Origin of the sequence: Burkholderia sp. MSMB1078WGS (genome assembly GCF_001528895.1) — a bacterium.
Lineage (GTDB): Bacteria > Pseudomonadota > Gammaproteobacteria > Burkholderiales > Burkholderiaceae > Burkholderia.
The window spans coordinates 70,246-93,161 of the sequence record NZ_LPDI01000001.1; the positions used below are offsets into that span (position 1 = coordinate 70,246).

The 22,916-nt window shown below is 66.5% G+C and carries 18 protein-coding genes, 1 tRNA gene and 1 pseudogene; 9 read left to right on the plus strand and 11 right to left on the minus strand.

The window, feature by feature from the left end; all coding sequences use genetic code 11:
• Positions 1-9 precede the first annotated feature (9 nt).
• Together WT24_RS00320 and WT24_RS00325 are read right to left on the minus strand one after the other, a co-directional pair.
• Positions 10-1,308, minus strand: a complete 1,299-nt coding sequence (locus WT24_RS00320; protein WP_059794029.1) for a cytochrome c — start codon at positions 1,306-1,308, stop codon at positions 10-12.
• Positions 1,309-1,327: 19 nt separating this feature from the next.
• Positions 1,328-2,092 carry a c-type cytochrome gene (locus tag WT24_RS00325; RefSeq protein ID WP_034208313.1) on the minus strand — a complete coding sequence of 255 codons (765 nt, stop codon included), beginning with the start codon at positions 2,090-2,092 and terminating at the stop codon, positions 1,328-1,330.
• A 378-nt stretch (positions 2,093-2,470) separates the two neighbouring features.
• On the opposite strand from WT24_RS00325, the gene WT24_RS00330 reads away from it, so the two are divergent.
• A complete protein-coding gene (locus WT24_RS00330; protein WP_059504525.1) occupies positions 2,471-3,403 on the plus strand; it encodes a CopD family protein in 933 nt (310 codons plus the stop codon).
• 165 nt (positions 3,404-3,568) lie between these two features.
• On the opposite strand, the gene dgoD is transcribed toward WT24_RS00330, so the two are convergent.
• Positions 3,569-4,717 (minus strand): galactonate dehydratase, encoded by a 1,149-nt coding sequence (gene dgoD / locus WT24_RS00335; RefSeq protein WP_059504527.1) that lies wholly within the window; start codon positions 4,715-4,717, stop codon positions 3,569-3,571.
• Between the two features lie 145 nt (positions 4,718-4,862).
• On the opposite strand from dgoD, the gene WT24_RS00340 reads away from it, so the two are divergent.
• The gene (locus tag WT24_RS00340) at positions 4,863-5,546 is read left to right on the plus strand and encodes a FadR/GntR family transcriptional regulator (RefSeq protein WP_034208310.1); all 684 of its coding nucleotides are present in this window, start codon (positions 4,863-4,865) and stop codon (positions 5,544-5,546) included.
• Between the two features lie 28 nt (positions 5,547-5,574).
• On the opposite strand, the gene WT24_RS00345 is transcribed toward WT24_RS00340, so the two are convergent.
• Positions 5,575-5,820: a DUF1272 domain-containing protein gene (locus WT24_RS00345; RefSeq protein WP_006483256.1), complete on the minus strand. Its 246-nt coding sequence runs from the start codon at positions 5,818-5,820 to the stop codon at positions 5,575-5,577.
• 148 nt (positions 5,821-5,968) lie between these two features.
• Between WT24_RS00345 and WT24_RS00350 the strand changes: the two genes are divergently transcribed.
• On the plus strand, positions 5,969-6,316 hold the full coding sequence (locus WT24_RS00350; protein WP_059504531.1) for a GFA family protein: 348 nt from the start codon (positions 5,969-5,971) through the stop codon (positions 6,314-6,316).
• 40 nt (positions 6,317-6,356) lie between these two features.
• On the opposite strand, the gene WT24_RS00355 is transcribed toward WT24_RS00350, so the two are convergent.
• The gene (locus WT24_RS00355; RefSeq protein WP_059794033.1) at positions 6,357-9,464 is read right to left on the minus strand and encodes a transglycosylase domain-containing protein; all 3,108 of its coding nucleotides are present in this window, start codon (positions 9,462-9,464) and stop codon (positions 6,357-6,359) included.
• Positions 9,465-9,709: 245 nt separating this feature from the next.
• On the minus strand, positions 9,710-10,597 hold the full coding sequence (locus WT24_RS00360) for a LysR family transcriptional regulator (protein ID WP_060030382.1): 888 nt from the start codon (positions 10,595-10,597) through the stop codon (positions 9,710-9,712).
• A 324-nt stretch (positions 10,598-10,921) separates the two neighbouring features.
• Between WT24_RS00360 and WT24_RS34050 the strand changes: the two are divergent.
• A pseudogene (locus WT24_RS34050) lies at positions 10,922-11,008 on the plus strand (PAAR domain-containing protein); the annotation flags it as partial.
• Positions 11,009-11,095: 87 nt separating this feature from the next.
• Here the strand turns inward: WT24_RS34050 and WT24_RS00365 are convergent.
• Together WT24_RS00365 and WT24_RS00370 are read right to left on the minus strand one after the other, a co-directional pair.
• Positions 11,096-11,407: a cupin domain-containing protein gene (locus WT24_RS00365; protein WP_060030403.1), complete on the minus strand. Its 312-nt coding sequence runs from the start codon at positions 11,405-11,407 to the stop codon at positions 11,096-11,098.
• Positions 11,408-11,466: 59 nt separating this feature from the next.
• Entirely contained in the window at positions 11,467-12,150 is a 684-nt protein-coding gene (locus WT24_RS00370; protein WP_060030384.1) for a DJ-1/PfpI family protein, read from the minus strand.
• Positions 12,151-12,267: 117 nt separating this feature from the next.
• Between WT24_RS00370 and WT24_RS00375 the strand changes: the two genes are divergently transcribed.
• Complete coding sequence (locus tag WT24_RS00375; protein WP_059504539.1) at positions 12,268-13,242, plus strand: GlxA family transcriptional regulator; 975 nt, start codon at positions 12,268-12,270, stop codon at positions 13,240-13,242.
• Positions 13,243-13,417: 175 nt separating this feature from the next.
• Entirely contained in the window at positions 13,418-14,392 is a 975-nt protein-coding gene (locus WT24_RS00380; RefSeq protein ID WP_060030386.1) for a LysR family transcriptional regulator, read from the plus strand.
• 241 nt (positions 14,393-14,633) lie between these two features.
• On the opposite strand, the gene WT24_RS00385 is transcribed toward WT24_RS00380, so the two are convergent.
• Positions 14,634-14,894 carry a hypothetical protein gene (locus WT24_RS00385; RefSeq protein WP_059794042.1) on the minus strand — a complete coding sequence of 87 codons (261 nt, stop codon included), beginning with the start codon at positions 14,892-14,894 and terminating at the stop codon, positions 14,634-14,636.
• A 609-nt stretch (positions 14,895-15,503) separates the two neighbouring features.
• On the opposite strand from WT24_RS00385, the gene WT24_RS00390 reads away from it, so the two are divergent.
• Genes WT24_RS00390 through WT24_RS00400 form a run of 3 tightly spaced genes read left to right on the plus strand, consistent with a single transcriptional unit; the run spans position 15,504 to position 20,361 of the window.
• Positions 15,504-16,763, plus strand: a complete 1,260-nt coding sequence (locus WT24_RS00390; protein WP_060030389.1) for an HlyD family secretion protein — start codon at positions 15,504-15,506, stop codon at positions 16,761-16,763.
• Positions 16,764-16,774: 11 nt separating this feature from the next.
• Positions 16,775-18,943 carry a peptidase domain-containing ABC transporter gene (locus WT24_RS00395; RefSeq protein WP_060030391.1) on the plus strand — a complete coding sequence of 723 codons (2,169 nt, stop codon included), beginning with the start codon at positions 16,775-16,777 and terminating at the stop codon, positions 18,941-18,943.
• Complete coding sequence (locus tag WT24_RS00400; RefSeq protein WP_060030393.1) at positions 18,940-20,361, plus strand: TolC family protein; 1,422 nt, start codon at positions 18,940-18,942, stop codon at positions 20,359-20,361. Before WT24_RS00395 ends, WT24_RS00400 begins: the two co-directional genes overlap by 4 nt.
• 473 nt (positions 20,362-20,834) lie before the next feature.
• Here the strand turns inward: WT24_RS00400 and WT24_RS00405 are convergent.
• Together WT24_RS00405 and WT24_RS00410 are read right to left on the minus strand one after the other, a co-directional pair.
• Positions 20,835-20,911: transfer RNA gene (locus WT24_RS00405), tRNA-Met, on the minus strand.
• 160 nt (positions 20,912-21,071) lie between these two features.
• Entirely contained in the window at positions 21,072-22,730 is a 1,659-nt protein-coding gene (locus WT24_RS00410) for an MFS transporter (protein WP_034208301.1), read from the minus strand.
• Positions 22,731-22,916: the final 186 nt, after the last annotated feature.

A 22,916-nucleotide genomic window follows, 5' to 3' on the forward strand; every position in this document is an offset into this window, starting at 1 on the left:
AGCCGCTTCTTAGTCGAGCGGCGCGGAACGCAGATCGCTCACCTGTTGCGGCGAGATCGGCGTACCGTTGTTACCCCAAGACATCCGGATATACGTGACGACCGCCGCGACTTCCTGGTTCGACAGCGACTGTGCGAACGGCGGCATCCCGTACGGACGCGGGTTCTTGAACGTGCTCGGCGGGTAGCCGCCATTCAGCACCATGCGGATCGGGTTGACGGCCGATTCCATCATGATCGAGTGGTTGCCCGCGAGCGGCGGATAGGCCGGCGGCTTGCCGGCGCCGTTTTCGGCGTGGCAGGTCGCGCAGTTGTCCGCGTAGATCTTCTTGCCCTGCTCGAACAGCGCGTTGCCGAACTGCTTCGACGGCTCGTACTGCATGTTCTTCGGCGCTTCGGCCTTCTGCGGGATCGACTTCAGGTACGTCGACATCGCGCGCGTATCTTCGTCGGTCATGTACTGCAGGCTGTTGTGGACCACGTCCGCCATCGGGCCGAACACGGCGCCCTTCTGCGACACGCCGGCTTGCAGCAGGTCGGACAGCTCCTGCACGTGCCAGTCGCCGAGGCCGAGTTCCTTGTCGTTCGTCAGCGACGGCGCATACCAGTTCTGCAGCGGGATCAGGCCGCCGGCGAACGCCGACGAGTTCACTGGGCCGCCCATCATGTTGATCGACGTGTGGCACATCGAGCAGTGGCCGAGGCCTTCGACGAGATACGCGCCGCGGTTCCATTCGACCGACTTCGTCGGATCCGGCTTGTACTCGCCTTCCTTGAAGAACAGCGTGCGCCAGCCGATCAGCAGGTTGCGGTTGTTGAACGGGAACTTCAGTTCGTGCGGGCGGCTCGGCACCGACACCGGCGCCACCGAGCGCAGGTACGCGTAGATCGCGTCCGAATCGGCGCGCGTGACCTTCGTGTAGCTCGCGAACGGGAAGCCCGGATAGAGCAGGCTGCCGTCCTTCGAACGGCCGGTGTGCATCGCGCGGTAGAAGTCGTCCGACGTCCACTTGCCGATACCGTTCTGGTCGTCCGGCGTGATGTTCGGCGTGTACATCGTGCCGAACGGCGTCGCCATCGGCAGGCCGCCCGCGAACGGCTTGCCGCCGCGCACGGTGTGGCACGCGATACAGTCGCCGACGCGCGCGAGGTATTCGCCCTTCTTGATCAGCGCCGCCTGGTCGGCCGGCGTGGCCGCGACGGCGGCAGCGCCGTGCAGCGTGTCGTTGCCCGGCCACAGAACCGGCACGAGGGCGGCGGCCGCGATGATCGCGACGGCCGAGAGTGCAAACAGGGACTTGCGTTTCATTGTGTCTGTCTCCCTTGCCTTATTGCGGTTCGCTGCCGCAGGCGAGCGGAGTCTTCATCGAACGCGCCGGAGCCGGCACGGGGTTGGCGGGCGCCGGTTGCGCGGCGAGCCATGCGGTCACGGCCGTCACGTCTTCGTCGGAAAGCTTCGCGGCGATGTCGTGCATGCAATCGGGCGCCTTCGCGTGGCGGTTGCCCGAGCGCCATGCGCCGAGCTGTGCGCTCAGGTAATCGGCGTGCAGGCCGACGAGGCCCGGGATCGCCGGCTGCATGCCGGTCAGCCCTGCGCCGTGGCAGGCCACGCAGGCCGGCAGCTTGCGGGACGGGTCGCCCTGCGTGACGAGCTGCTTGCCGCGGGCGAGCGTCGCGGCCGGCAGCGTCGGCTTCGCCGGCGTCGGGTACGGCGGACGTTCGGCCGAGAAGTGCTCGGCGATTTCGCGCAGGTAGTCGTCGTTCAGGTACGTCAGCAGGTAATTCATCGGCGGGTACTTGCGCCGGCCGTCACGGAAGTTGACGAGCTGGTTGTACAGGTACTCGGCCGGCTTGCCGGCAAGCCGCGGGAAATAGTCGTTGTCCGTGCCCTGGCCGTGAACGCCGTGGCATGCGGTACAGCCGCGCACGCGCTCGGCCATGGTATCGGGTGCCTTGAGCGGCGCCTGCTGGGCGTGCGCTTGCTCCGTGGGCTTGGTCTGCGCTTGGGCAGCGCTCGTAAGGCCCGCGCCGCCGATCATCAGAACGGCGAGCAGCGGACGGAAGAGGCGTCTTGAAGACACACGAGACTCCATGATTATTCGTCGGGGACCTTGTCCGGGCTACGATCGGCTCGGCGCATGGACGGCAGGACAGCCGGGCTGCTGCGACGCGGCATTCTATCATCGATGGGTAATGACGGCTATTTGACGAAAGGACATCGGTTCCTGTCTGTTTGCGACTTGCGACAATTTGACGCGCATTGCGCCACGCGCGAGTGAACCGGCGTGCGCTTTCACCCTCGAAGACCGTACACTCGCGGGTCGCGCGGCGCCGCCTCCGCCGCAGGTCCAGTCATTTCTCCCGTTTCCGGATTCATCGATGACGTTTCTTACCGTGCCGTTGCCTGCCTCACGCCGTCCGTCCCGTTGCCGCCGCACTGCCGGCCTGCTGCTTGCGGGAGGGCATGCGCGATGAAGTTCGACAGCTTGTGGATCGGGCAGGTCGCGCTCGCGGCGCTGATGGACGCGGCGTTCGCGATGGCGGTCGGCTCGGCGCTGCTCAAGGCGTGGCTCGGCAAGGACGGTGCGCGGCCGGTCGTCGCGCCGTCGCACCCCGCATGGCTGCGTGCGCAACATTCGCTGGTCGCGGCGGCGCTGGCACTGGTGCTCGCCGATCTCGGCTGGCTCGTCTACGAGGCCGCGGCGATGAGCGGCGCGGGGCTCGGCGGCGCGTTCGCCGCGATGCCCGTCATGCTGATGCAGACGCACACGGGCTTCGCGTGGAGCGTCGCGTTCGCCGGCGCGGTGGTGCTCGCGATCGTCGCGCTCGCGAAGCCGGACGGCCCGCTCGCGCATGCGGTGCTGTGGCTCGCGGTGATCGTGGTCGCGGCCGGCAAGGCGTCGCTCGGCCATGCGGCCGATAGCGGCGTGCTGTCCGCGGCGGTCGGCGTGCAGACGCTGCACCTGTTGGCCACCGCCGTATGGGGCGGCCTCGTGCTCGCGGGTGGGCTCGCGGTGCTGCCGGCGCTGGGCTCGTCGGTCGCGCGCGGCGCGCTGATCCGCATCGGCCAGCACCTGTCGCGTACGTCGATCGTCGCGGTCGTCTTCGTGCTCGGCACCGGCGTGCTCAACGCGATCCGCGGGCTCGGCGGCTCGCTCGCGCCGCTCGACGGCAGCACGTGGGGGCGCGTGTTGCTGCTGAAGCTGCTGCTCGTCGCGCTCGCGCTCGTGCTCGGCGGGCTCAACCGCTTCTCGGCGCTGCCGCGCCTGCGCCGCACCGCGTCGACCGAGGACGCGTACACGTTCCGCAACATCCTGCATCTCGAAGGGATGACGATGATCGGCGTATTCGTCGCGGCGGCCGTGCTGTCGTTCAGCGTGCCGGGGTTCGCGGCGCTCGGCTGACGGCGCGCTCCGTGCGGCGCGACGTCATGGCGCCGCGCATGTAAAACGGCCGCCCTGTCGGGCGGCCGTTCGGAACCGGCTATCCGAGACCGGCCATCCGGAACCGGCCGTCGGCAACCGAATGCGTATCGCGCCGGCCGCAGCCGCGCGCGATGCGCATCGCACTCACCACTCGGCGACGCTGCCGTCCGCGTGGCGCCACACCGGGTTGCGCCAGCGATGGCCCGTCTTCGCCATCTCGCGCACCTTTTCCTCGTTCACGTCGATGCCGAGCCCCGGGCCCTGCGGGATCGCGACGAAGCCGTCTTCGTAGCGGAACACTTCGGGATTGCGCAGGTAGTCGAGCAGGTCGTTGCCCTGGTTGTAGTGGATGCCGAGGCTCTGTTCCTGGATGAATGCGTTGTAGCTGACCGCGTCGAGCTGCAGGCACGCGGCGAGCGCGATGGGCCCGAGCGGGCAGTGCAGCGCGAGCGCGACGTCGTAGCTTTCCGCGAGCGTCGCGATCTTGCGGCATTCGGTGATGCCGCCCGCGTGCGATGCGTCCGGCTGGATGATGTCGACGTAGCCGCCCGCGAGGATGTGCTTGAAATCCCAGCGCGAGTACAGCCGTTCGCCGAGCGCGATCGGCGTATTGGTCTGGTTGACGATGTCGCGCAGCGCCTCGGCGTTCTCCGACAGCACCGGCTCCTCGATGAACATCAGCTTGTACGGGTCGAGCTCCTTCGCGAGCACCTTCGCCATCGGCTTGTGCACGCGGCCGTGGAAGTCGACGCCGATTCCCACGTGCGGGCCGACCGCATCGCGCACCGCCGCGACGTTCGCGATCACCTGCTCGACCTTGTCGTAGGTGTCGACGATCTGCAGCTCTTCGGAGCCGTTCATCTTCAAGGCCTTGAAGCCGCGCTCGACAACCGCGCGCGCATTGTTCGCGACGTCGCTCGGCCGGTCGCCGCCGATCCATGAATACACCTTGATGCGGTCGCGCACCTGGCCGCCCAGCAGCGCGTGCACCGGCACGCCGTGATGCTTGCCCTTGATGTCCCACAGCGCCTGGTCGACGCCCGCGATCGCGCTCATCATGATCGGCCCGCCGCGATAGAAGCCCGCGCGGTACATCACCTGCCAGTGATCCTCGATCAAGCGCGGGTCGCGGCCGACGAGGTAGTCGGCCAGTTCGTGCACGGCGGCCTCGACCGTGTGCGCGCGGCCTTCGACGACCGGCTCGCCCCAGCCGACGATGCCCTCGTCGGTTTCGATCTTGAGGAACAGCCAACGGGGCGGGACGACGAAAGTTTCGAGGCGGGTGATTTTCATGAGGCGAGTCTCCATGATTGACCGGCGCGGCCGTGCGGACGCGGCGCGCGATCCGTGCTTTCGCGGTTATCCTAGCGTAGTCGAATAAAAAATAGTATTAATAGCATTAATGTGCAGATAGTGGGCACCCGCCCGACGGAGAACGATCATTCAACGCGACCTGCATGGACAGACGGCCTTCCGGCTCGCGACGGCGATCCTGCGCGGCGACTATCCGCCCGAATCGCTGCTGCCGAGGGAACCCGACCTGATGGAGATGTACGGCGTGAGCCGCACGGTGATGCGCGAGGCGTTGCGCACGCTGACGTCGAAGGGGTTGGTCGAATCGCGGCCGAAAGTCGGCACGCGCGTGCGGCCGCGCCGTGCGTGGAACCTGCTCGATGCCGATCTGCTCGACTGGTATGCGCGCGTCGCGCCGCCGCTCGCGTTCGCGCTGAAGCTGCAGGAAATGCGCGAGATGATCGAGCCATACGCGGCCGCGCTGGCCGCGCGCACGCATACGCCCGACGCGTTCGACGCGATCGAGGGCGCGGCGCGCGCGATGGCCGCCGCGCGCAACGTCGACGAATGGGTGCGCGCCGACCTGCGCTTTCACCTGAGCGTGCTGGAGGCCGGCGGCAACGAGCTGCTGGTGCCGCTCGGCGCGCTGATCGATCGCACGCTCGAGGCGCAACTGCAACTGAATGCGCGTCGGGCGGACGTATACAACGCGTCGCTTGCCGAGCATACGGCCGTCAGCGACGCGATCCGCGTGCGCGACGAGGACGGCGCGCGCCGCGCGATGGCGACGCTGCTCGCGGTGACGCGAGCGCGCATCGAAGCGTCGTGACAGGAGCGGGGCGGCCGGTGCCGCGGCGTCAGGCGTTCGCGCAGCCGCCCGGCTTGTGGATGCGCTCCGTCGACGGCGGGTACTTCGCGAGCAGGCTCGCCGGTCGCCGCGGGCGCGCGACCAGGTCGCCGCCGCAGTTCGGGCAGCGGCCCTTCAGCACGTCGTCCGCGCAGGTCGCGCAAAACGTGCACTCGAATGTGCAGATGCGCGCTTCCGCCGAATCGGGCGGCAAGTCCTTGTCGCAGCATTCGCAGCCGGGGCGCAGTTCGAGCATGACGGTCTCCTGGGTCGGTGAGGGATGGGCGCCGCCCGGACATTGCGTGCGGCGCATGCGAGCGCTACTGTACGCGTTTGTATCGGCCCGGCCAACGGCGGCCCGCCCGGGCGCCGACGACGCCCATGGGCCGCACCGGGAGACGACCATGCTTTATCGCGGAAGCTGTCACTGCGGCGACGTGACGTTCGACGCGGAAGGCGACCTGCAGGGCGTGATGGCGTGCAACTGCTCGATCTGCCAGCGCAAGGGTGCGCTGATGTGGTTCGTGCCGCGCGACCGCATGAAGCTGCTGACACCCGACGAGAATCTGGCGACCTACATGTTCAACAAGCACGTGATCCGGCATCGCTTCTGCAAGCGCTGCGGGATTCATGCGTTCGGCGAAGGCATCCACCCGGACGGCACCGCGATGGCCGCGATCAACGTGCGTTGCCTCGAAGGCGTCGACCTCGACGCGCTGCCCGTCACGCACTACGACGGCCGCTCGCGCTGAGCAGCGCACCGGGCGCGGGCGCCGATGCGCCGCAATCGGCTCAGGACGGTTGCACGGCGGCCGCGTTCGGCGCAGGCGTTTCCGCCTGCGGTGCGGGCCCGGCGGTGCGCGTGCCGGCGTCGGCCGGGCGTTCGATCAGCGGCGCGAGCGCCGGCGCCATCGACTTCAGCAGTTGCACGGCCATCGCGCTCGTGAAGTCGTAGCGCGCGGCATACGGCTCATGCGCGGTCGCCGTCAGCACCCCGAAGAACCGGTCGCCGATCGCGAACACGAAGGTGCCGCTGCGGTTGACCTTGCGCGACTCGATCAGCCGCGCGCCGCGCGCATAGACGTTGAAGCGCTGGTCGCCCGTCCCCGTCTTGCCGTACACGTCGAGCGTCTTGCCGTCCGGCAGCGTGAGCCCGCCCGCGAGGCGGCGCGCGGTGCCGTGGAGCACGACGTCGCGCAGCAGCGTGTGCGCGACGTTGACGATCTCCGGCGCCAGCATCGGCTGCGGCTGCGCGGCCGCGCGGACGAAGCGGGTTTCGTACGGCGTGCCTTTCGCGAAATCGAGCCGCGTGATCGTCTCGGTCGGCGCCTTCCGGCCGCCGTTCGCGATCAGGCCGATCAGTTTCGCGAGCGCGTCGGGCTGGTCGCCCGATGCGCCGATCGCGGCCGCATAGGACGGCGTCACTTCCGCGAACGGGTAGCCGAGCGCGCGCCACGACTTCGTGATTTCCGCATACGCGCGCAGCTCGACCATGCGGCGGATGCGCCGGTCCTGCGTCGCGTGGTAGCGGGTCTTGTACAGCCACGAATACGTGTAGAAACGCGCATCGCGGCTGTCGCGCTGAACGTCGGCGAGCGCTGCGCCCGGGTGCGCGCGCAGGTAGTTGAGCGTCCACAGCGCGAGCGGATGGACGCTCGCGATATAGCCGCGGTCGTTGAGGTTGAAGCGGTCGATCGCGTACTTCGCATAGAGCGCGGCGAGATCGTCGTCGGACAGCGTCGCGGCCGGCGTGCCTTTCAGTTGCGCGCGCATCTGCGCATCGAACCACGCGAGCGATTCGTTCGGCGCGACGCTGCGCAGCACCGTCGCGATCTTCGGCGGCGACTTGCGTACGTCGCGCAGCATCAGCGCGAGCGCGTCGTCGGGCGCCTTGCCCGCATAGCGCGTGTAGTAGCGCTTCACGTAGACCTGGCTTTCGCCGTCGACGAATTGCTGGAGGTAATGCTGGCGCTGCGCGGGATCGCCCAGCCACGACGACGACGGGCCGGCCGCCTGCAGCGTTTCGTAGTGGACGATGTCGCGCATCAGCCGCACGAACACGAGGTTCACCGAGTGCTCGAACGCCGCGTGCAGCGTCATGATGCGGCCGTTGTCCGACTTCTCGAAGTTGGAGAACACCTGCGCACCGCCGCCCGTGTAGAACACGTCCGGGCTCGCCGAATACTTGCGTTCGACGGCTGCATCGAGCATTGCCTGCAGCGAGCGGTCGCGCGTATGCGACAGGTAGTCGAGCGCCCAGCGCGACAGCCCGTCGATCGGATCGGGCTTCACGCGCGCCAGCTCCGCGTTCGACAGGTTCGCATAGCGCGCATGCAGGTCGGAAACGATCTGCAGGTACGTGATCAGCGTGCGCAGCTTCGCGGTCGAGCCGAGGTTGATGCGGCCGCCGCGATTCACGTCGAACGGCTGGTTCACGCTGTCGGTCTGCACCCGCAGCAGGTTCGCGCCGTTGCGGTGTTCGTACAGCGTGAAGCTGTACGTGAGATGCGACGGATCGTCCTTCGGCGCGAGCATCTCGAAACCGTACAGGCCGGCGGCCTGCGCGCCGTCGCGCGTCGACGCCTGCGCGAGCCGCTGGGCGACCGCCTGCTGTACGCCGTTGTCGAGGGTGCTGGTGGCCTGCAGGTCGAGCTGGTCGAGTTGGTACAGATCGCTGATGCCGAGCGCGGACAGCAGCGACGCGCGCGCGGACGTCACGGCCTTGCGCGACACGAACGACTGCACGCGCGCGGCGGCCGGCGGTGCGCTGCGTTCGATCTGCGCGGCGAGCGCGGCGTCGCGCAGCGCGGGCGAGATCACGCCGCCGTTCGACAGCAGCCGCAGGTAGCTGTCGGTCAGCTTCTGCAGCGCCGGATAGCCGCGGTTGAGGAAGTACGACGGCGCGCGCTGCGCGATCAGCAGCGACAACACCTCGCGGAACGTCTTGCCCTGCTGGTCGACGTTGTCGCCGGTCGTCGGCGCGGACAGCACGCGGTTCACGTCGTTGAAGTCGCGGCCGTACCACGCGGCGAGACCGTCGCCGATGCCGGTGATTTCGCCCACGTGCGGCCGCGCGGCGAGCGGCACCGAGTTCAGGTAGCGCACGACGATCGTGCGGCGCGCGAGCATCGTCTGCGGGCCGTTCAGGTAGGCGCGCACCGACGCGGACGCGATCTGCCGCAGCTTCTCGGGCGGCGTCGCGGTGCGGCCCTCGGGCGAATGGCGGAACTTCTCGATCTGCGTCGCGAGCGTGCTGCCGCCCGGGCGTGCCTGGTGGCGGTTGACGACGTGCAGCGCCTGGTCGGCGAGCGCGCGGCCGAAGCGCCCCCAGTCGATCGCGGGGTTGCGGTTCGGTTCGTTCGCATCGAGCAGGTAGCGATCCTCGATGAACAGCAGCGAATCGGCGATCACGCGCGGCACCGTGTCGAAGTCGGCATAGACGCGCTGCGGAAACACGGTCGCGAACAGCGGCGAGCCGGTCGAATCGAACAGCATCAGGCCTGTCTGGTCTTTCTCTTCGTAAGGGAGAAACAGCCCGCGCTGGCCGAGCGACAGCATCCGCTGCGAATCGCGCGCCTGTTCGCTAACGACGAAGCCGCGTGCAAGCAGTCGTTGCTGGAACGCGGGAATCATCGCGTAGCCGAAGCGCCGGTCGTACGGGCCGTCGGCGGGGAAGCGGATGTGGTCGCTCGGCCCCGCTTCGACCGTGTAGCCGACGTCGCGGGTGAGCTCGGACAGGTAGTGCGCCTGCAGCCGGGACGTTTCGATCTCGGTCTGCACGAGCCGCGCGACGATCGCCACCGCGATCAGCAATGCGGCGAGCAAAGACCACTTGACCCACGTCCAGACCGATGCCGGACCGGTCACGCGCGGCAGGATACGATTCAGCGGCCGATTCATGGCGGCGTCTCCCTGAGGGCGCGGTTATCCGGCCGCACCCCATTAAGGATTAGTGTAGTCCTCCGCGGCGGGCTGCCAAGGGCGGTCGACTACCGAGATGCGCCGGCGCAACAGGCGTGCCCATGCCGGCCGGGCGATGGGCCGACGGCCGTCGAACGCCTGCCGGCGGGCCGCCCCGGCGACGCGAGGGCCGGGCGGGCGGCGGCGGGTCGGCGTGAAAAATGGTGCGCGATTTCGTCGTTCATTCAACTGACGAAATGGTCGATCAGGTGATCGACGAAAAGCCGGGCCTTGCGCGGAAAGTGCCGGCGGCTCGGGTACGCGACGTTCATCTCGAGGGCCTCGAGCAGATAGCCTGGCAGCAGCGCGAGCAGCCGGCCGTCGTCGAGATCCCGCTCGACGAGGAAGTCGGGCAGCACGGCGACGCCCATGCCCGACAGCGCCCAGTTCCGGATCAGGCCGGCGTTGTTCGACGACGCGGACTTGTTCGGACGCACGGTGATGCGCGTCTGGTCGTGATCGAACGACAGGTATTCGCCCGCGAAATCGGCATGGAATGCGAGGCACGCGTGCGACGCGAGATCGTGCGGATGGCCCGGCGCGCCATGCCGGTCGACATAGAGCGGCGCGGCGCAGACGATCCGTTCGATGCGCGTGAGCGGGCGCTTCACGAGGGTGTTGTTGCTGATGTGCTGGGACAGCAGCAGCCCGATGTCGAAGCCCTCGGACACGAGGTCGACGTGGCGGTCCACGATCGTGACTTCCGGCACGATGGCCGGATGCAACGTCTTGAATGCATCGATCGCGGGCGCGAGCACGTGCATGCCGAACATGACCGGCGCGGCGATCTTCAGCGATCCGATCGGTTCGTGATGCATCGATGCGATCGTATCCTCGACCCGGTCGATTTCGTCGATCACGTGACGTATCTGCGCCAGATAGAGATGGCCTGCGTCGGTCAACGACAGGCTGCGGGTCGTGCGATTCAGCAGGCGTGCGCCGAGCCGGTCCTCGATGCCCATGACGAGCCGGGTGGCCGACGAATTGGAGATGTTCAGTTCCGTGGCCGCGCGCGCAAAACTGCGCAGTTCGGCGACCTTGACAAATAACCGCATCGGCAGGAGTTCGTCCATTTTTTGTCGATAAAGAGAAAGCGGTGATTGAATTCTATCTATCGATTTGGTGATTTGAACGACTCGTTTGGGCGATTGATTATTATGAAATCACCTGTTTATCCGGTGTGCGAGCAGCCTGAGAATAAAGGGTTCCGGCGTGAATCGGCCATCGAATCAACGATTCGATTCGATCGCTATTAAAACTTTTTGATGGTTTTGTATTTAGTAATTGTACGAAAATATAGGCTGATTTTTTATTTAAAGCATCAGGCATTCTCGATGCAACGCGATGTCGAGCCGGACGCGTCCCTGTCGCCCCGGCAGATTCGTCCGATCGTGCCGACCGTGACGGGCAAGGTCGTCGCGCTCGAACACGACCTGTGCCAGTGCACGCCGCAGCCGAAACTGATCGCGTCGCAGCCCACCTAGACCATTTCGCCGTGAAACCCGCCAAGCGGATGCAGCCGCGCGGACGCGGTCGCCATCCGCGCGGCATCGATGCGCGCGCGCCAGCCGTCACACGCTGCCTTCGGTCTCGATCACGAGGATGCGCGCGGCGCCGAGCGGATGCGCGACGTGCTCGGTGCCGGCCGTCGCGTGGAAGACGTCGCCCGTTTCGAGCACCGTCGCGTGCTCGACGCCTGCGTCGCGATAGCGCATCTCGACGCGGCCATCGAGCACCGCGAACACCTCCTCGCCGTCGTTCACATGCCAGCGATAGGGCTGGTCGGTCCAGTGCAGCCGCACCGTGATGCCGTTCAGATTCGCGATGTCGAGGGCGCCCCACGCGCGGTCCGCCGTGAATGCGGCGCTCCGGATGATGTTCATCGATGTGTTCTCCTGCACGTGTGTGCGCCGCTTTCCGGTGATTTTTCCGACATCCGCATTCAGCGCGACGTGGCGCGCAGCGCCTGCTCGACGATCTGCTTGCGCTTCGCGAAGCCGGCCGCCGAACGCTCGGTGACGCGCTCCACGACCGCGGCCGGCGCGGTGTCGGGCGAGCCGGCGTCGAACGGCGGCGCGGGCGCGTATTCGAGCTGCAACTGGATCGCCTGCGCTTCTTCGTCGCCGACCAGCTCCGCGGCGATCGTCAGCGCGAAATCGATGCCGGCTGTCACGCCGCCGCCCGTGACCAGGTTGCCGTCGCGCACGACGCGCTCGCGCACGGGGATCGCACCCAGCGGTTCGAGCAGCGCGTGGAACCGCCAGTGCGTCGTCGCGCGCCGCCCGCGCAGCAGCCCGGCCGCGCCGAGCAGCAGCGAACCCGTGCAGACCGACGTCACGTAGCGCGCGGTGGCCGCGCGCCGTTGCACGAACGCGATCGTTTCGGCATCGAGCAGCAGTTCGTTGATGCCGATCCCGCCGGGGATGCAGATCACGTCGAGCGGCGGGCAGTCGTCGAACGTACAGGTCGGCGCGAGCGCGAGGCCGCTGCTCGACGCGACCGCGTCGCGCGACTTCCACACCAGATGGACGGCCGCGTCCGGCAGCGACGCGAGCACGTCGTGCGGGCCGGTGAGGTCGAGTTGCTGGACGCCGGGAAAGACGAGAAGGCCGATATGCAGGGTCATGCGAAGGCTCCGGGAGGGACGGGAACGTGTGCCGTTCGGCACGGGATGGACAGATCGATTCTAGGCGCGTAGTGTTTGGCGAAATTGCCATATCACCCACGTTTTCAGCCAATCGTCATGCCTGCCGCCACCCCGCGTTCGATCCTGATCCTCGCGTTTGCCCGTGCGCAACTGCTCGACGTGACGGGGCCGCTGCAGGTGTTCGCGTCGGTCAACGAGCTCGCGCTGGAGCGCGGGCAGCCGGCGCCGTATGCGCCGCGCGTGGTGGCAGTCGAAGCGGGGCCCGTCGAGACGTCGTCGGGCCTCGTCGTGATGGCCGAGTCGCTGCGCGCGGCCGCGCGCCATCCGGATACGCTGATCGTCGCCGGCGGCAAGGGCGTGCATGCGGCGTCGAAGGATACGCGGGTGGTGCGGTGGGTGCGGCAGCAGGCCGGACGCGCGCGGCGCGTGGCCTCGGTCTGCACCGGCGCGTTCCTGCTCGCCGAGGCCGGCCTGCTCGACGGGCGGCGCGCGGTCACGCATTGGGCGCGCTGCGACGAATTCGCGGCGCGCTACCCGAACGTGCGCGTCGAGCCGGACCCGATCTTCATCCGCGAAGGCGCGCTGTGGACGTCGGCCGGCGTGACGGCCGGCATCGATCTCGCGCTCGCGCTGGTCGAGGAGGATCTCGGGCGGGCGACCGCGCTCGACGTCGCGCGCGAACTCGTCGTGTTCCTGAAGCGTCCGGGCGGGCAGGCGCAGTTCAGCACGATGCTGTCGATGCAGCGCACCGCCGATCGGTTCGGCGAGCTGCACGCATGGATGGCCGAGCACCTGACGGCCGACCTGTCGGTGCCCGCGCTCGCCGAACGCGTGAGCATGAGCGAGCGCAGCTTCGTGCGCCACTATCGCGCGGAGACCGGCCGCACGCCTGCGCGCGCGGTCGAGCAGATCCGCGTCGAAGCCGCGCAACGCCTGCTCGGCGAAACGGCGTGGCCCGTCAAGCGGATTGCCGGGCGTTGCGGCTTCGGTTCCGAGGAGACGCTGCGGCGCAGTTTCGTGCGTGTGCTGGGCGTGTCGCCGCAGGCGTATCGCGAGCGGTTCGTGCGGTAACGTACTGCGGATGACCGAGGCCGGCGCGGTGGCGCCCGGAACTGAACGGAAACCGGTCGGTTTCCAGTCCGAAGCGTCGAAACTATTCAGGATCTGAGAACAATGGGCGGGGGCTTGTGCCGCGCCCGCCGCGCGCTCTATTCTGTTCCGTTGGCGATTCGAAGGGGGAAGCAGCATGGACCGCATCCAGGCAATGGAAGTTTTTACCCGCGTGGTCGACGCGAACAGCTTCACGCGGGCGGCCGACACGCTTGCGATGCCGCGTGCGTCGGTGACGACCATCATCCAGAATCTCGAGGCGCTGCTCGGCGTGCGCCTGATGCACCGGACGACGCGCCGGCTGTCGCTGACGCCGGAGGGCGCCGCGTACTACGAGCATTGCATGAAGATCATCGCGGAGATCGCCGAGGCCGACGCGAGCTTCCAGGCCGGCAACCGCAAGCCGAGCGGCATGCTGCGCGTCCACATGCCCAGTTCGCTCGGGCGCCGCATCGTGCTGCCGTCGCTGTCGATCTTCCGGCAGCGCTATCCGGACATCACGCTCGAACTGGGCCTGTCCGATCGCTACGTCGATCCGGTCGAGGAAGGCATCGACTGCATGATCCGGGTCGGGCCGCTCGAGGATTCGTCGATGGTCGCGCGGCGCATCGGGATGCTGAAGCGTGTGACGTGCGCGTCGCCCGATTACCTCGCCCGTCACGGCGAGCCGAACGAGATCGCCGATCTCGTCGACCATCATGCGGTGAATTTTCGTTCGAGCCACGGCGCGCGGGCGATTCCGTGGGTGTTCATGATCGACGGCAAACCATTCGAGGTGCGGATGAACGGCAGCGTCACGGTCAACGATTCGGATGCCTACGTGACATGCGGGCTCGAAGGCTTCGGGATGATCCAGCCGACGCTGTTCATGGTGCTGCAGAACCTGCTCGACGGCTCGCTGGTCGAGGTGCTGCCGGACTGCAATCCGAAGCCGAAACCGATCTCGATCGTGTATCCGCACAACCGGCATCTGTCGCAGAAGGTGCGCGTGTTCGCCGACTGGATCGCGGAGGTGTTCGAGTCGACGCCGGCGCTGGAGGGTGGGGAGAATTGGCGGGGGCGGGTGGGGGCGCAGGCGGCGCGGGGGCCGCGCAGTTCGGTGGCGGCGTAGTGGGTGTAAATGGGCGAGGCCTTTCCGAGCAGGCGAGGCGGCTTGCGAAAAGGGGCGCGCGCGAGGGAGCGCCGGGCGTGAGGCGCACAGGTAGTACACGCCGGGGGCGGGCGCGGGTAAGGCGGAGGGATTTGTGCATGGTCCGGATCGGGGGACGCCGACCGGGACGGAAATCGGGCTAGCCTCGCAGGAAACGAAATCGGACAGCGCGAACGCTGTCCGACCGACTTACACCGTGTAGTTACACACCCGGCGCGAAGAACCCGTCGACTGCGCCGACAACCCCACCCACGGCTCCGCCTGCCAGATAGCCCAAAACAGCGGCCGTCAGCGAGGTTGCCGGGGCGCCGAGGCCGGCGGTTCCATACTCGCCGGCAATCCAGCCGCCCAGCGTGGCGGTGGTCAGCGCGCCCGATTGCGCACCGTTGACCAGCCCCAGGACGGCGCCGACGAGGCCCGCACCCGATACGGCATTCACTTCCTGCATGTTGAGTTCTTGCATGATTAGTATTCCTTTATTGTCGCATGCTTACCAGATGCCCCTTCTGGCAGGGTTATCGGCCCGGACCGTCGCGGTCGCCGGCCAATCTCGCGTGTCGCAGCGCGTTGCGCAATCGAGTGCTATCGCGCTGAGCAATATAAAGAATCCGGATCGCCGGTTGTGACACGAATCGATTCTATATACGGAAAGTTACTGTCGATTAGCGTTATAGAATTTTATATATCTTTCTTCTTTGAATTAAAGTTATAAATTGCTGAATGAGTTGACTGGATTGGTGGGTATGTCGAAAACTTTCAAAATCCGAGCCGCTTGATGGGCGGTTGCTGCAATATGAAACTGGTTTGCGGCATGGAATTCAATGATTTCAAGCATGCTGTCCATGCCGTCTGGCTGGGGGTGGGTTGTGAAAAGATACGGATCTTATGTATCGCGAGTGATTGAATGGGTTATCTATAAAAAGAATTTGGAGTCGGTTGTGAAATCGGTTTCGCATATTGGTCTGGGAATTTTTACTCATTGGAGGGCTGGCATTTCAGGTAAATAATGCTCGTTTAAATATTTCAACTTCTCGTTGGCTAACGATTCCCAGTCGGAAAGCTCGATTGCCTTATGACGATAGATAATCTTTTCCGTCCGGAGGCGCGGGCAGCGCAACGCACATCGATGCTCGGCGAAATCGTGCTGGTGCGTCCTGTGTCGTTCACGTTCCTGGCGGTCGCGGCTGTCTGCATGGCGCTTGGCGTCATGCTGCTGTTTGCGTTCGGCAGTTATACGCGCCGAACGACGGTCGACGGCGTGATCGTGCCCGACGCGGGTCTCGTCAAGGTGTATGCACAGCAGCCGGGCATCGTGCTGCGCAAGGCCGTGCTCGAAGGACAGCACGTGACGCGCGGGATGGTGCTGTATACGGTTTCCACCGACCTGCAGAGTGCCTTCGGAGGCCGGACCCAGGCCGCGCTGATTGACCAGGCGCGGCGGCGCAAGTCGTCGCTGCTGCAGGAGATCGACAAGACGCGGCTGTTGCAGCAGGACGAGCGCGACACGCTGCGGGCCAAGCTCGCGAGCCTGCGTGCCGAACTTTCGCGCATCGACGATCAGCTCGCCGAGCAACGCTCGCGCACATCCATTGCCGCGGACGGCGTCGCGCGCTATCGACGCCTGCTCACGCAGGACTACATCTCGACCGACCAGTTCCAGCAGCGCGAAGCCGATCTGCTCGATCAGCGATCGAAGCTGCTGGGCCTGCAGCGCGACCGAGCGAATGTGTCGCAGGCGCTCGATGAGACCGCAAACGAGCTCAATGGCCTGCCGCTCAAGCAGCAGAACCGGCTGTCGCAGATCGATCGCAGCGTGATCGACGTCGAGCAGGCGTTGATCGAGAGCGAGGCGAAGCGCGAAATCGTCGTCACCGCACCGGAGACCGGCGTGGCGACGGCCGTGATCGCCGAGCCGGGGCAGATGATCGACGCCGCGCATCCGGTCGCGAGCATCGTGCCGGACGGGGCGCACTGGCAGGCGAATCTTTTCGTGCCCAGCGCGGCGGTCGGTTTCGTGCACGTCGGCGATGCCGTGCTGGTGCGCTATCAGGCTTATCCGTACCAGAAGTTCGGCCAGTATCGCGCACGCGTGACGTCGATCGCGCGCACAGCGCTGTCGACGGCCGAACTGTCGACGAGCGGCGCGCCCGCGGCCGGCGAAGGCTCGTTCTACCGTATCACCGCCGCGCTGGCATCCGAGCACGTGACGGCCTACGGAAAGCCGCAGCCGTTGCAGGCCGGCATGGCGCTGAAGGCCGACATCCTGCAGGAGCGCCGCCGCCTGTACGAATGGGTGCTCGAACCGCTGTACAGCCTCACCGGAAAATTCTGAACGTATCGATCATGTCCTTCCTCGACCGTCTCTCGTTCGGCGTTGGCGGCAAGCTGCCGATGATCCTGCAGACCGAAGCGACCGAATGCGGGCTCGCCTGTCTCGCAATGATCGCCGGTTACCACGGCCATCACGTGGACCTTGCGACGCTGCGCGGCCGCTTTCCGGTGTCGCTCAAAGGCACCGGCCTCGCCCGTGTCATCGAGATCGCACATCGGCTCGATTTCGGCACGCGCGCACTCAAGCTCGACCTCGACCAGCTGGGCCAGTTGCGGATGCCTTGCATCCTGCACTGGAATTTCAATCACTTCGTCGTGTTGATGGAGGTGAGCGGCAGGGGCGCGGTGATTCACGATCCAGCACAGGGTATCCGTAAGGTACCGCTCGACGTGCTGTCGCGCGCGTTCACCGGCGTCGCGCTGGAGCTGTGGCCGACGAGCGGTTTCGAGACGCGCGACGCGGCACCCGCGGTCAAGCTGCGCGCGCTGCTTGGCCCCGTGTCCGGGCTGTCTCGCTCGCTCGGCCAGGTGCTGGTGCTCGCGCTCGCGCTCGAAGTGTTCGCGCTGGTGCAGCCCTTCTTCCTGCAGTGGGTGATCGACGAGGTGATCGTCGGCGCCGACCGCGATCTCCTCACCGTCCTCGCACTCGGTTTCGGCCTGTTGCTGCTGATGCAGCAGGCGACGAGCGCGATTCGTGCGTGGGCGCTGATGTATTTCGGCACGATGCTGAACGTGCAGTGGCGCGCGAACGTGTTTACGCATCTGCTGAGCCTGCCCGTGCGCTACTTCGAACGGCGGCACCTCGGCGACGTCGTGTCGCGCTTCGGCTCGATCGACACGATCCAGCAGACGCTGACCACGTCGTTTCTCACCGCGGTGATCGACGGCCTGATGACGATCGTCACGCTCGCGATGATGTTCGTGTACAGCCGCGTGCTCGGCTGTGTCGCACTCGCGGCGATGACCCTGTACGCGCTGCTGCGCTGGCTCTGGTACCGGCCGCTGCGCCGCGCGACCGAGGAGCAGATCGTGCGGGCCGCGAAGCAGCAGAGCCACTTCCTCGAGACCGTGCGCGGCGTGAAGACGATCAAGCTGTTCGGCCGGCAGCACGAGCGCCGTGCGAGCTGGCTGTCGCTGCTGGTCGAGCAGGTCAATGCGGGGCTGCACGCGCAGAAGCTGCAGTTGCTCTACCAGCAGCTCAACGGGCTGCTGTTCGGCATCGAGGGGCTGCTGATCATCTGGCTCGGCGCCAGGATGATAATGGAAGGTCAGTTCACGGTTGGCGTACTGATGGCGTTCAACGCATACAAAGGGCAGTTCGATGGCCGCGTCGGCAGCCTGATCGACAAGTACTTCGAGGTCAAGATGCTGCAACTGCAGGGCGAGCGACTCGCCGACATCGTGTTCGCGAAGCCGGAACCCGATGCGAGCATGCGCCATGTGCCGGGCGAAGCGGACGATCTCGCGGCGAGCATCGAGTTCGACGCGATCGCCTTTCGCTATGCGGACGACGAGCCGACGGTGCTCGACGGCGTTTCGTTCGCGATCGCACCCGGCGAATCGGTCGCGGTCGCCGGGCCGTCCGGCTGCGGCAAGACGACGCTCGTCAACGTGTTGCTCGGCGTGCTGCAGCCGACCGCAGGCTGCGTGCGGATCGGCGGCGTCGACGTCGGCCTGCTCGGGCTCGAGCGGCTGCGCGCGCTAGTCGGTACCGTTCTGCAGGACGACGTGCTGTTCGCGGGATCGATCGCCGAGAACATCGGCTTCTTCGATCCGGATGCCGACCCGCAGTGGATCGTCGAGTGCGCTCGGCTCGCGGCCGTGCATGCGGACATAGTCGCGATGCCGATGGGCTACAACACGCTGGTCGGCGACATGGGCACCGTGCTGTCCGGCGGCCAGAAGCAGCGCGTGCTACTCGCGCGTGCGCTCTACAAACGGCCAAAGATCCTCGTGCTCGACGAGGCGACGAGCCATCTCGACCTGCACCGCGAACAGCAGGTCAACGCGGCTATCGGCGCGCTGCAGATGACGCGCGTGATCATCGCGCACCGACCGGAGACGATCGCGTCCGCCGGGCGCGTCGTCATGCTGAACGGCGGACGGATCGTGCTCGACCGGCCGACGGCGCCGCTCGCGTCGAGCCCGTCCCCGACCGCCGCGGAGGAGGCCGGCCGATGAAACGCCTGCTTTTGCTGGCCGCGATTGCGTGGGCAGCCGTCGCCGACGCGCAGATGCTCGACGTGTTTCGCACACGCGAGAACGTATCGGCCGGGCCCGCGACGCCGCTGCTGGTTGACGCGTCGTGCAGCCCGGTACCGGACGACCGTCCACTCGAGCTCGACGATGCGATCCTGCAGGCGATCTGCACGCATCCGCAGGCACGTCAGGCATGGGCGAACGCGCGTGCGCAGGCGGCCGCCGTCGGCATCGCCGAAGCGGCGTACCTGCCGACGCTGAACGGGACGGCCGGTGTCCAGCGCGATACGCTGTCGACGACCTACGACTACAGCGCGCTCGGTCTCGGTTCGCAGAGCCAGTCGCAGAAATCGACCAGCAAGTACGGCACGCTCAACCTGAGCTGGGTATTGCTCGATTTCGGCAAGCGAGGCGCTGCGCTGCGGCGGGCGCGCGCATTGCTCGCGGCGGCCAACGACGCGCAAAGCGACGCATTGCAGACGGTATTTTTCAATGCCGCACAAGCGTACTACGCGGTGCAGAGCGCGCGAGCATCCGTCGATGCGGCGAAGCAGGCGGAACGCATCGCGAGCGACAGCCTTGCGGCGGCCACGGCGAAACACGACGGCGGCGCCGGCACGCTGAGCGACCAGTTGCAGGCGCAGACACTGTATCGCCGAGCTGTGCTCGATCGTGTCGGCGCCGAAGGTGATGCACAGGTGGCGGCAGGCGCGCTCGCGGTCGCGATGGGACGCAATGCGAACACGCCGTTTCGGATCGCCGCGACGAAGTCCATTCAGAAGGTGGCGGACGTCGAAGACGTCGATCGCCTGATCGCGGAAGCAATGGATCGCAATCCGAAGCTTCTGGAAGCTCGCGCGCGACTGGACTCGGCGCGCGCGAACGTCGACGCCGCCCGCGCGCAGGGCCGGCCGACGGTGTCGCTGACCGGCAGTCTGACGCAAAACAATCCGTCGTACCAACAGCAACCCGAATCGTTTCCGATTTCGCGTAGCCACGGCAGCTCGATCGGCATCCAGGTGACGATTCCGTTGTTCGAGGGCTTTGCGTCCGGCTATCGTGTCGCTCGGGCCGAGGCTCAGGCCGACGGGCAGGAGGCGGAGCTGCGCAATGCCGAGCTGCAGGTGTCGCTCGACGTGTGGAAGAGCTATCAGGAATTGCGAGCCGATACCACGAATCTGACCACGTCCGGTGCGCTGCTGGACGACGCGCAGCGCTCGCTGGACGTGGCGAGCGGGCGTTACAAGGAAGGCGTCGGCAGCTTCACCGAGTTGCTGAATGCGCAGACGGCGCTTGTCGATGCGCGCAAGCAGCGTGTGCTCGCCGTGGCGAAATGGCGAACGGCGCGCCTCAGGCTCGCGGCCGGCCTGGGAAAGTTGGGGATGTCGACCGAGCAATAGGAAAAATCCTGTTCCAGCCAGAGTCAGGCGAGGCAGGCCTTATACGATCCGCGAGGCGCAATGCATTCCGGAGCGGGCGATCGAGGGGCAGCGGAGCGCGTGGTCGTCGGAGTGATCGATGGGTTGGCAGGCACGGCTATAAGACCAGTCAGAAGAAATCGAAGACCTATGCCGCCACCTCCGCCAAGGTCGTTACGGGCGCCGTTGCGGTCGGTCCAGAGCGAACGGCATCGCAAGATAGGGCGTGCGAAGCGAGAGCTGCCGCGTTGTGGGCGCTAGAAAAAGGAACCGTTGTTGCGAACTTCGATAGGCCGGCTGCAGCAGGCCAGTCAGATTCCGGATAACCCGTGTGCGGAGCCGCGAGGTTAGGATTGGCGATGCTGGTGTTGCCGTCGCATGCTGTTTGCGGAGCGCGGGTAGGCTTTGCGGAGCAAAGAAAAAGGGCCCAGCTTGCGCTGGGCCCTTTCTGCATTTGGTGGCGAATCAGGGATTCGAACCCCGGACCTGCGGATTATGATTCCGTCGCTCTAACCGACTGAGCTAATTCGCCGAAGACTTGAATTATGTCGATCGGCTGGCCGGCTGTCAATACCTTTTTCCATCTTTCCCGAAAAAAGTTGCCGCCGGCCCGTGTCGGCCTTCACTGCAGGCGGGGGGCGGTCGCCGGAACACATGCATCCGCCGGCCGTCTCCCCGCTCCACGCACAACGTCAATCCTGCGCGTAGATGTCCGAGTCCTTCGTCTCCTTGACGAACAACAGGCCGATCACGAAGGTAGCCAGCGCGATCACGATCGGATACCAGAGTCCCGAATAGATGTTGCCCTTCGCCGCGACGATCGCGAACGCGGTCGCGGGCAGGAAGCCGCCGAACCAGCCGTTGCCGATGTGATAGGGCAGCGACATCGACGTGTAGCGGATCCGCGTCGGGAACATCTCGACCAGCATCGCGGCGATCGGGCCGTAGACCATCGTCACGTAGATCACGAGGATCGTCAGGATCACGATCGTCATCGGCCAGTTCAGTTGCGCCGGGTCGGCCTTCGCCGGGTAGCCGGCCCCCTTCAGCGTCGCCGCGAGCGTCTTGTCGAACGCCGCGCCCTGCGCCTTCGCGTCGGCCGCCTTGCCGTCGTAGGTCTGGATCACCGTGTCGCCGACCTTGATCTCGGCCGGCGTTCCGGCCGGCGCCGCGACGTTCTCGTAGTTCAGGCCGGCCTTCGCGAGCGCGCTCTTCGCGATGTCGCACGAGCTGGTGAACTTCGACGTGCCGACCGGGTTGAACTGGAACGAGCAGGTGGCCGGATCGGCGACGACCGTGATCGGGGCCTTCTGCGTCGCGAGTTCGAGCTGCGGATTCGCGTAGTGCGTGAGCGCCTTGAACAGCGGGAAGTAGGTCAGCGCCGCGATCAGGCAGCCCGCGAGGATGATCGGCTTGCGGCCGATCTTGTCCGACAGCGAACCGAAGAACAGGAAGAACGGCGTGCCGATCAGGAGCGCGATCGCGATCAGGATGTTCGCGCTGGCGCCGTCGACCTTCAGCGTCTGCGTGAGGAAGAACAGCGCGTAGAACTGGCCCGTGTACCACACGACGGCCTGGCCGGCCGTCAGGCCGACGAGCGCGAGGATCACGATCTTCAGGTTCTTCCACTGGCCGAACGCTTCGGTCAGCGGCGCCTTCGACGTCTTGCCTTCCGCCTTGATGCGCAGGAACACCGGCGATTCGTTCAGTTGCAGCCGGATCCACACCGACACCGCGAGCAGCAGGATCGACGCGACGAACGGCACGCGCCAGCCCCAGTTGCCGAACGCCTCCTCGCCGACGAACGTGCGCACGCCGAGGATCACGAGCAGCGACAGGAACAGGCCGAGCGTGGCCGTCGTCTGGATCCATGCGGTGTAGAAGCCGCGCCGGTTGGCCGGTGCGTGCTCGGCGACGTAGGTCGCCGCGCCGCCGTACTCGCCGCCGAGCGCGAGGCCCTGCAGCAGCCGCATCGCGATGAAGATCACGGGGGCGGCGATGCCGATCGACGCGTAGCCGGGCAGGAAGCCGACCACGAACGTCGAGACGCCCATGATCACGATCGTCACGAGGAACGTGTGCTTGCGGCCGACGAGGTCGCCGAGCCGGCCGAACACGATCGCGCCGAACGGCCGCACCGCGAAGCCGGCGGCGAAGCCGAGCAGCGTGAAGATGAACGCGGCGGTCGGATTGACGCCGGAGAAGAAGCTCTTGCTGATGTAGGCCGCGAGCGAGCCGGCCAGGTAAAAGTCGTACCACTCGAACACGGTGCCGAGCGACGACGCGAAGATCACCTTCTTCTCTTCGCCCGTCATCGGCGAGTGCGAAATTTGCCCGCCTAACGTTGCCATGAATCGTCTCCAAGTCCCTTGATATAGATGTGCGGCCGCCTTGGGAGGGGCGGGCCTGTCGACGATTATTGGCACGGAAACTTACGGCGCACTGACTCGCGCGTACAAAACGACTGCGCGTTAACCCGTGTCGAATCGGCCGCTTCGCGGGCCGATCGTGGTGCGAACGGCCGGTAAATCGCCGGT

Bases quoted from the DNA above. Each gene is read 5' to 3' on its own strand.
- WT24_RS00410 (WP_034208301.1), bottom strand. From the start codon at position 22,730: ATGGCAACGTTAGGCGGGCAAATTTCGCACTCGCCGATGACGGGCGAA.
- WT24_RS00400 (WP_060030393.1), top strand. From the start codon at position 18,940: ATGAAACGCCTGCTTTTGCTGGCCGCGATTGCGTGGGCAGCCGTCGCC.
- WT24_RS00390 (WP_060030389.1), top strand. From the start codon at position 15,504: ATGACGATAGATAATCTTTTCCGTCCGGAGGCGCGGGCAGCGCAACGC.
- WT24_RS00375 (WP_059504539.1), top strand. From the start codon at position 12,268: ATGCCTGCCGCCACCCCGCGTTCGATCCTGATCCTCGCGTTTGCCCGT.
- WT24_RS00385 (WP_059794042.1), bottom strand. From the start codon at position 14,894: ATGCAAGAACTCAACATGCAGGAAGTGAATGCCGTATCGGGTGCGGGC.
- WT24_RS00360 (WP_060030382.1), bottom strand. From the start codon at position 10,597: ATGGACGAACTCCTGCCGATGCGGTTATTTGTCAAGGTCGCCGAACTG.
- WT24_RS00395 (WP_060030391.1), top strand. From the start codon at position 16,775: ATGTCCTTCCTCGACCGTCTCTCGTTCGGCGTTGGCGGCAAGCTGCCG.
- WT24_RS00355 (WP_059794033.1), bottom strand. From the start codon at position 9,464: ATGAATCGGCCGCTGAATCGTATCCTGCCGCGCGTGACCGGTCCGGCA.
- WT24_RS00380 (WP_060030386.1), top strand. From the start codon at position 13,418: ATGGACCGCATCCAGGCAATGGAAGTTTTTACCCGCGTGGTCGACGCG.
- dgoD (WP_059504527.1), bottom strand. From the start codon at position 4,717: ATGAAAATCACCCGCCTCGAAACTTTCGTCGTCCCGCCCCGTTGGCTG.
- WT24_RS00325 (WP_034208313.1), bottom strand. From the start codon at position 2,092: ATGGAGTCTCGTGTGTCTTCAAGACGCCTCTTCCGTCCGCTGCTCGCC.
- WT24_RS00345 (WP_006483256.1), bottom strand. From the start codon at position 5,820: ATGCTCGAACTGCGCCCCGGCTGCGAATGCTGCGACAAGGACTTGCCG.
- WT24_RS00320 (WP_059794029.1), bottom strand. From the start codon at position 1,308: ATGAAACGCAAGTCCCTGTTTGCACTCTCGGCCGTCGCGATCATCGCG.
- WT24_RS00350 (WP_059504531.1), top strand. From the start codon at position 5,969: ATGCTTTATCGCGGAAGCTGTCACTGCGGCGACGTGACGTTCGACGCG.
- WT24_RS00365 (WP_060030403.1), bottom strand. From the start codon at position 11,407: ATGAACATCATCCGGAGCGCCGCATTCACGGCGGACCGCGCGTGGGGC.
- WT24_RS00330 (WP_059504525.1), top strand. From the start codon at position 2,471: ATGAAGTTCGACAGCTTGTGGATCGGGCAGGTCGCGCTCGCGGCGCTG.
- WT24_RS00370 (WP_060030384.1), bottom strand. From the start codon at position 12,150: ATGACCCTGCATATCGGCCTTCTCGTCTTTCCCGGCGTCCAGCAACTC.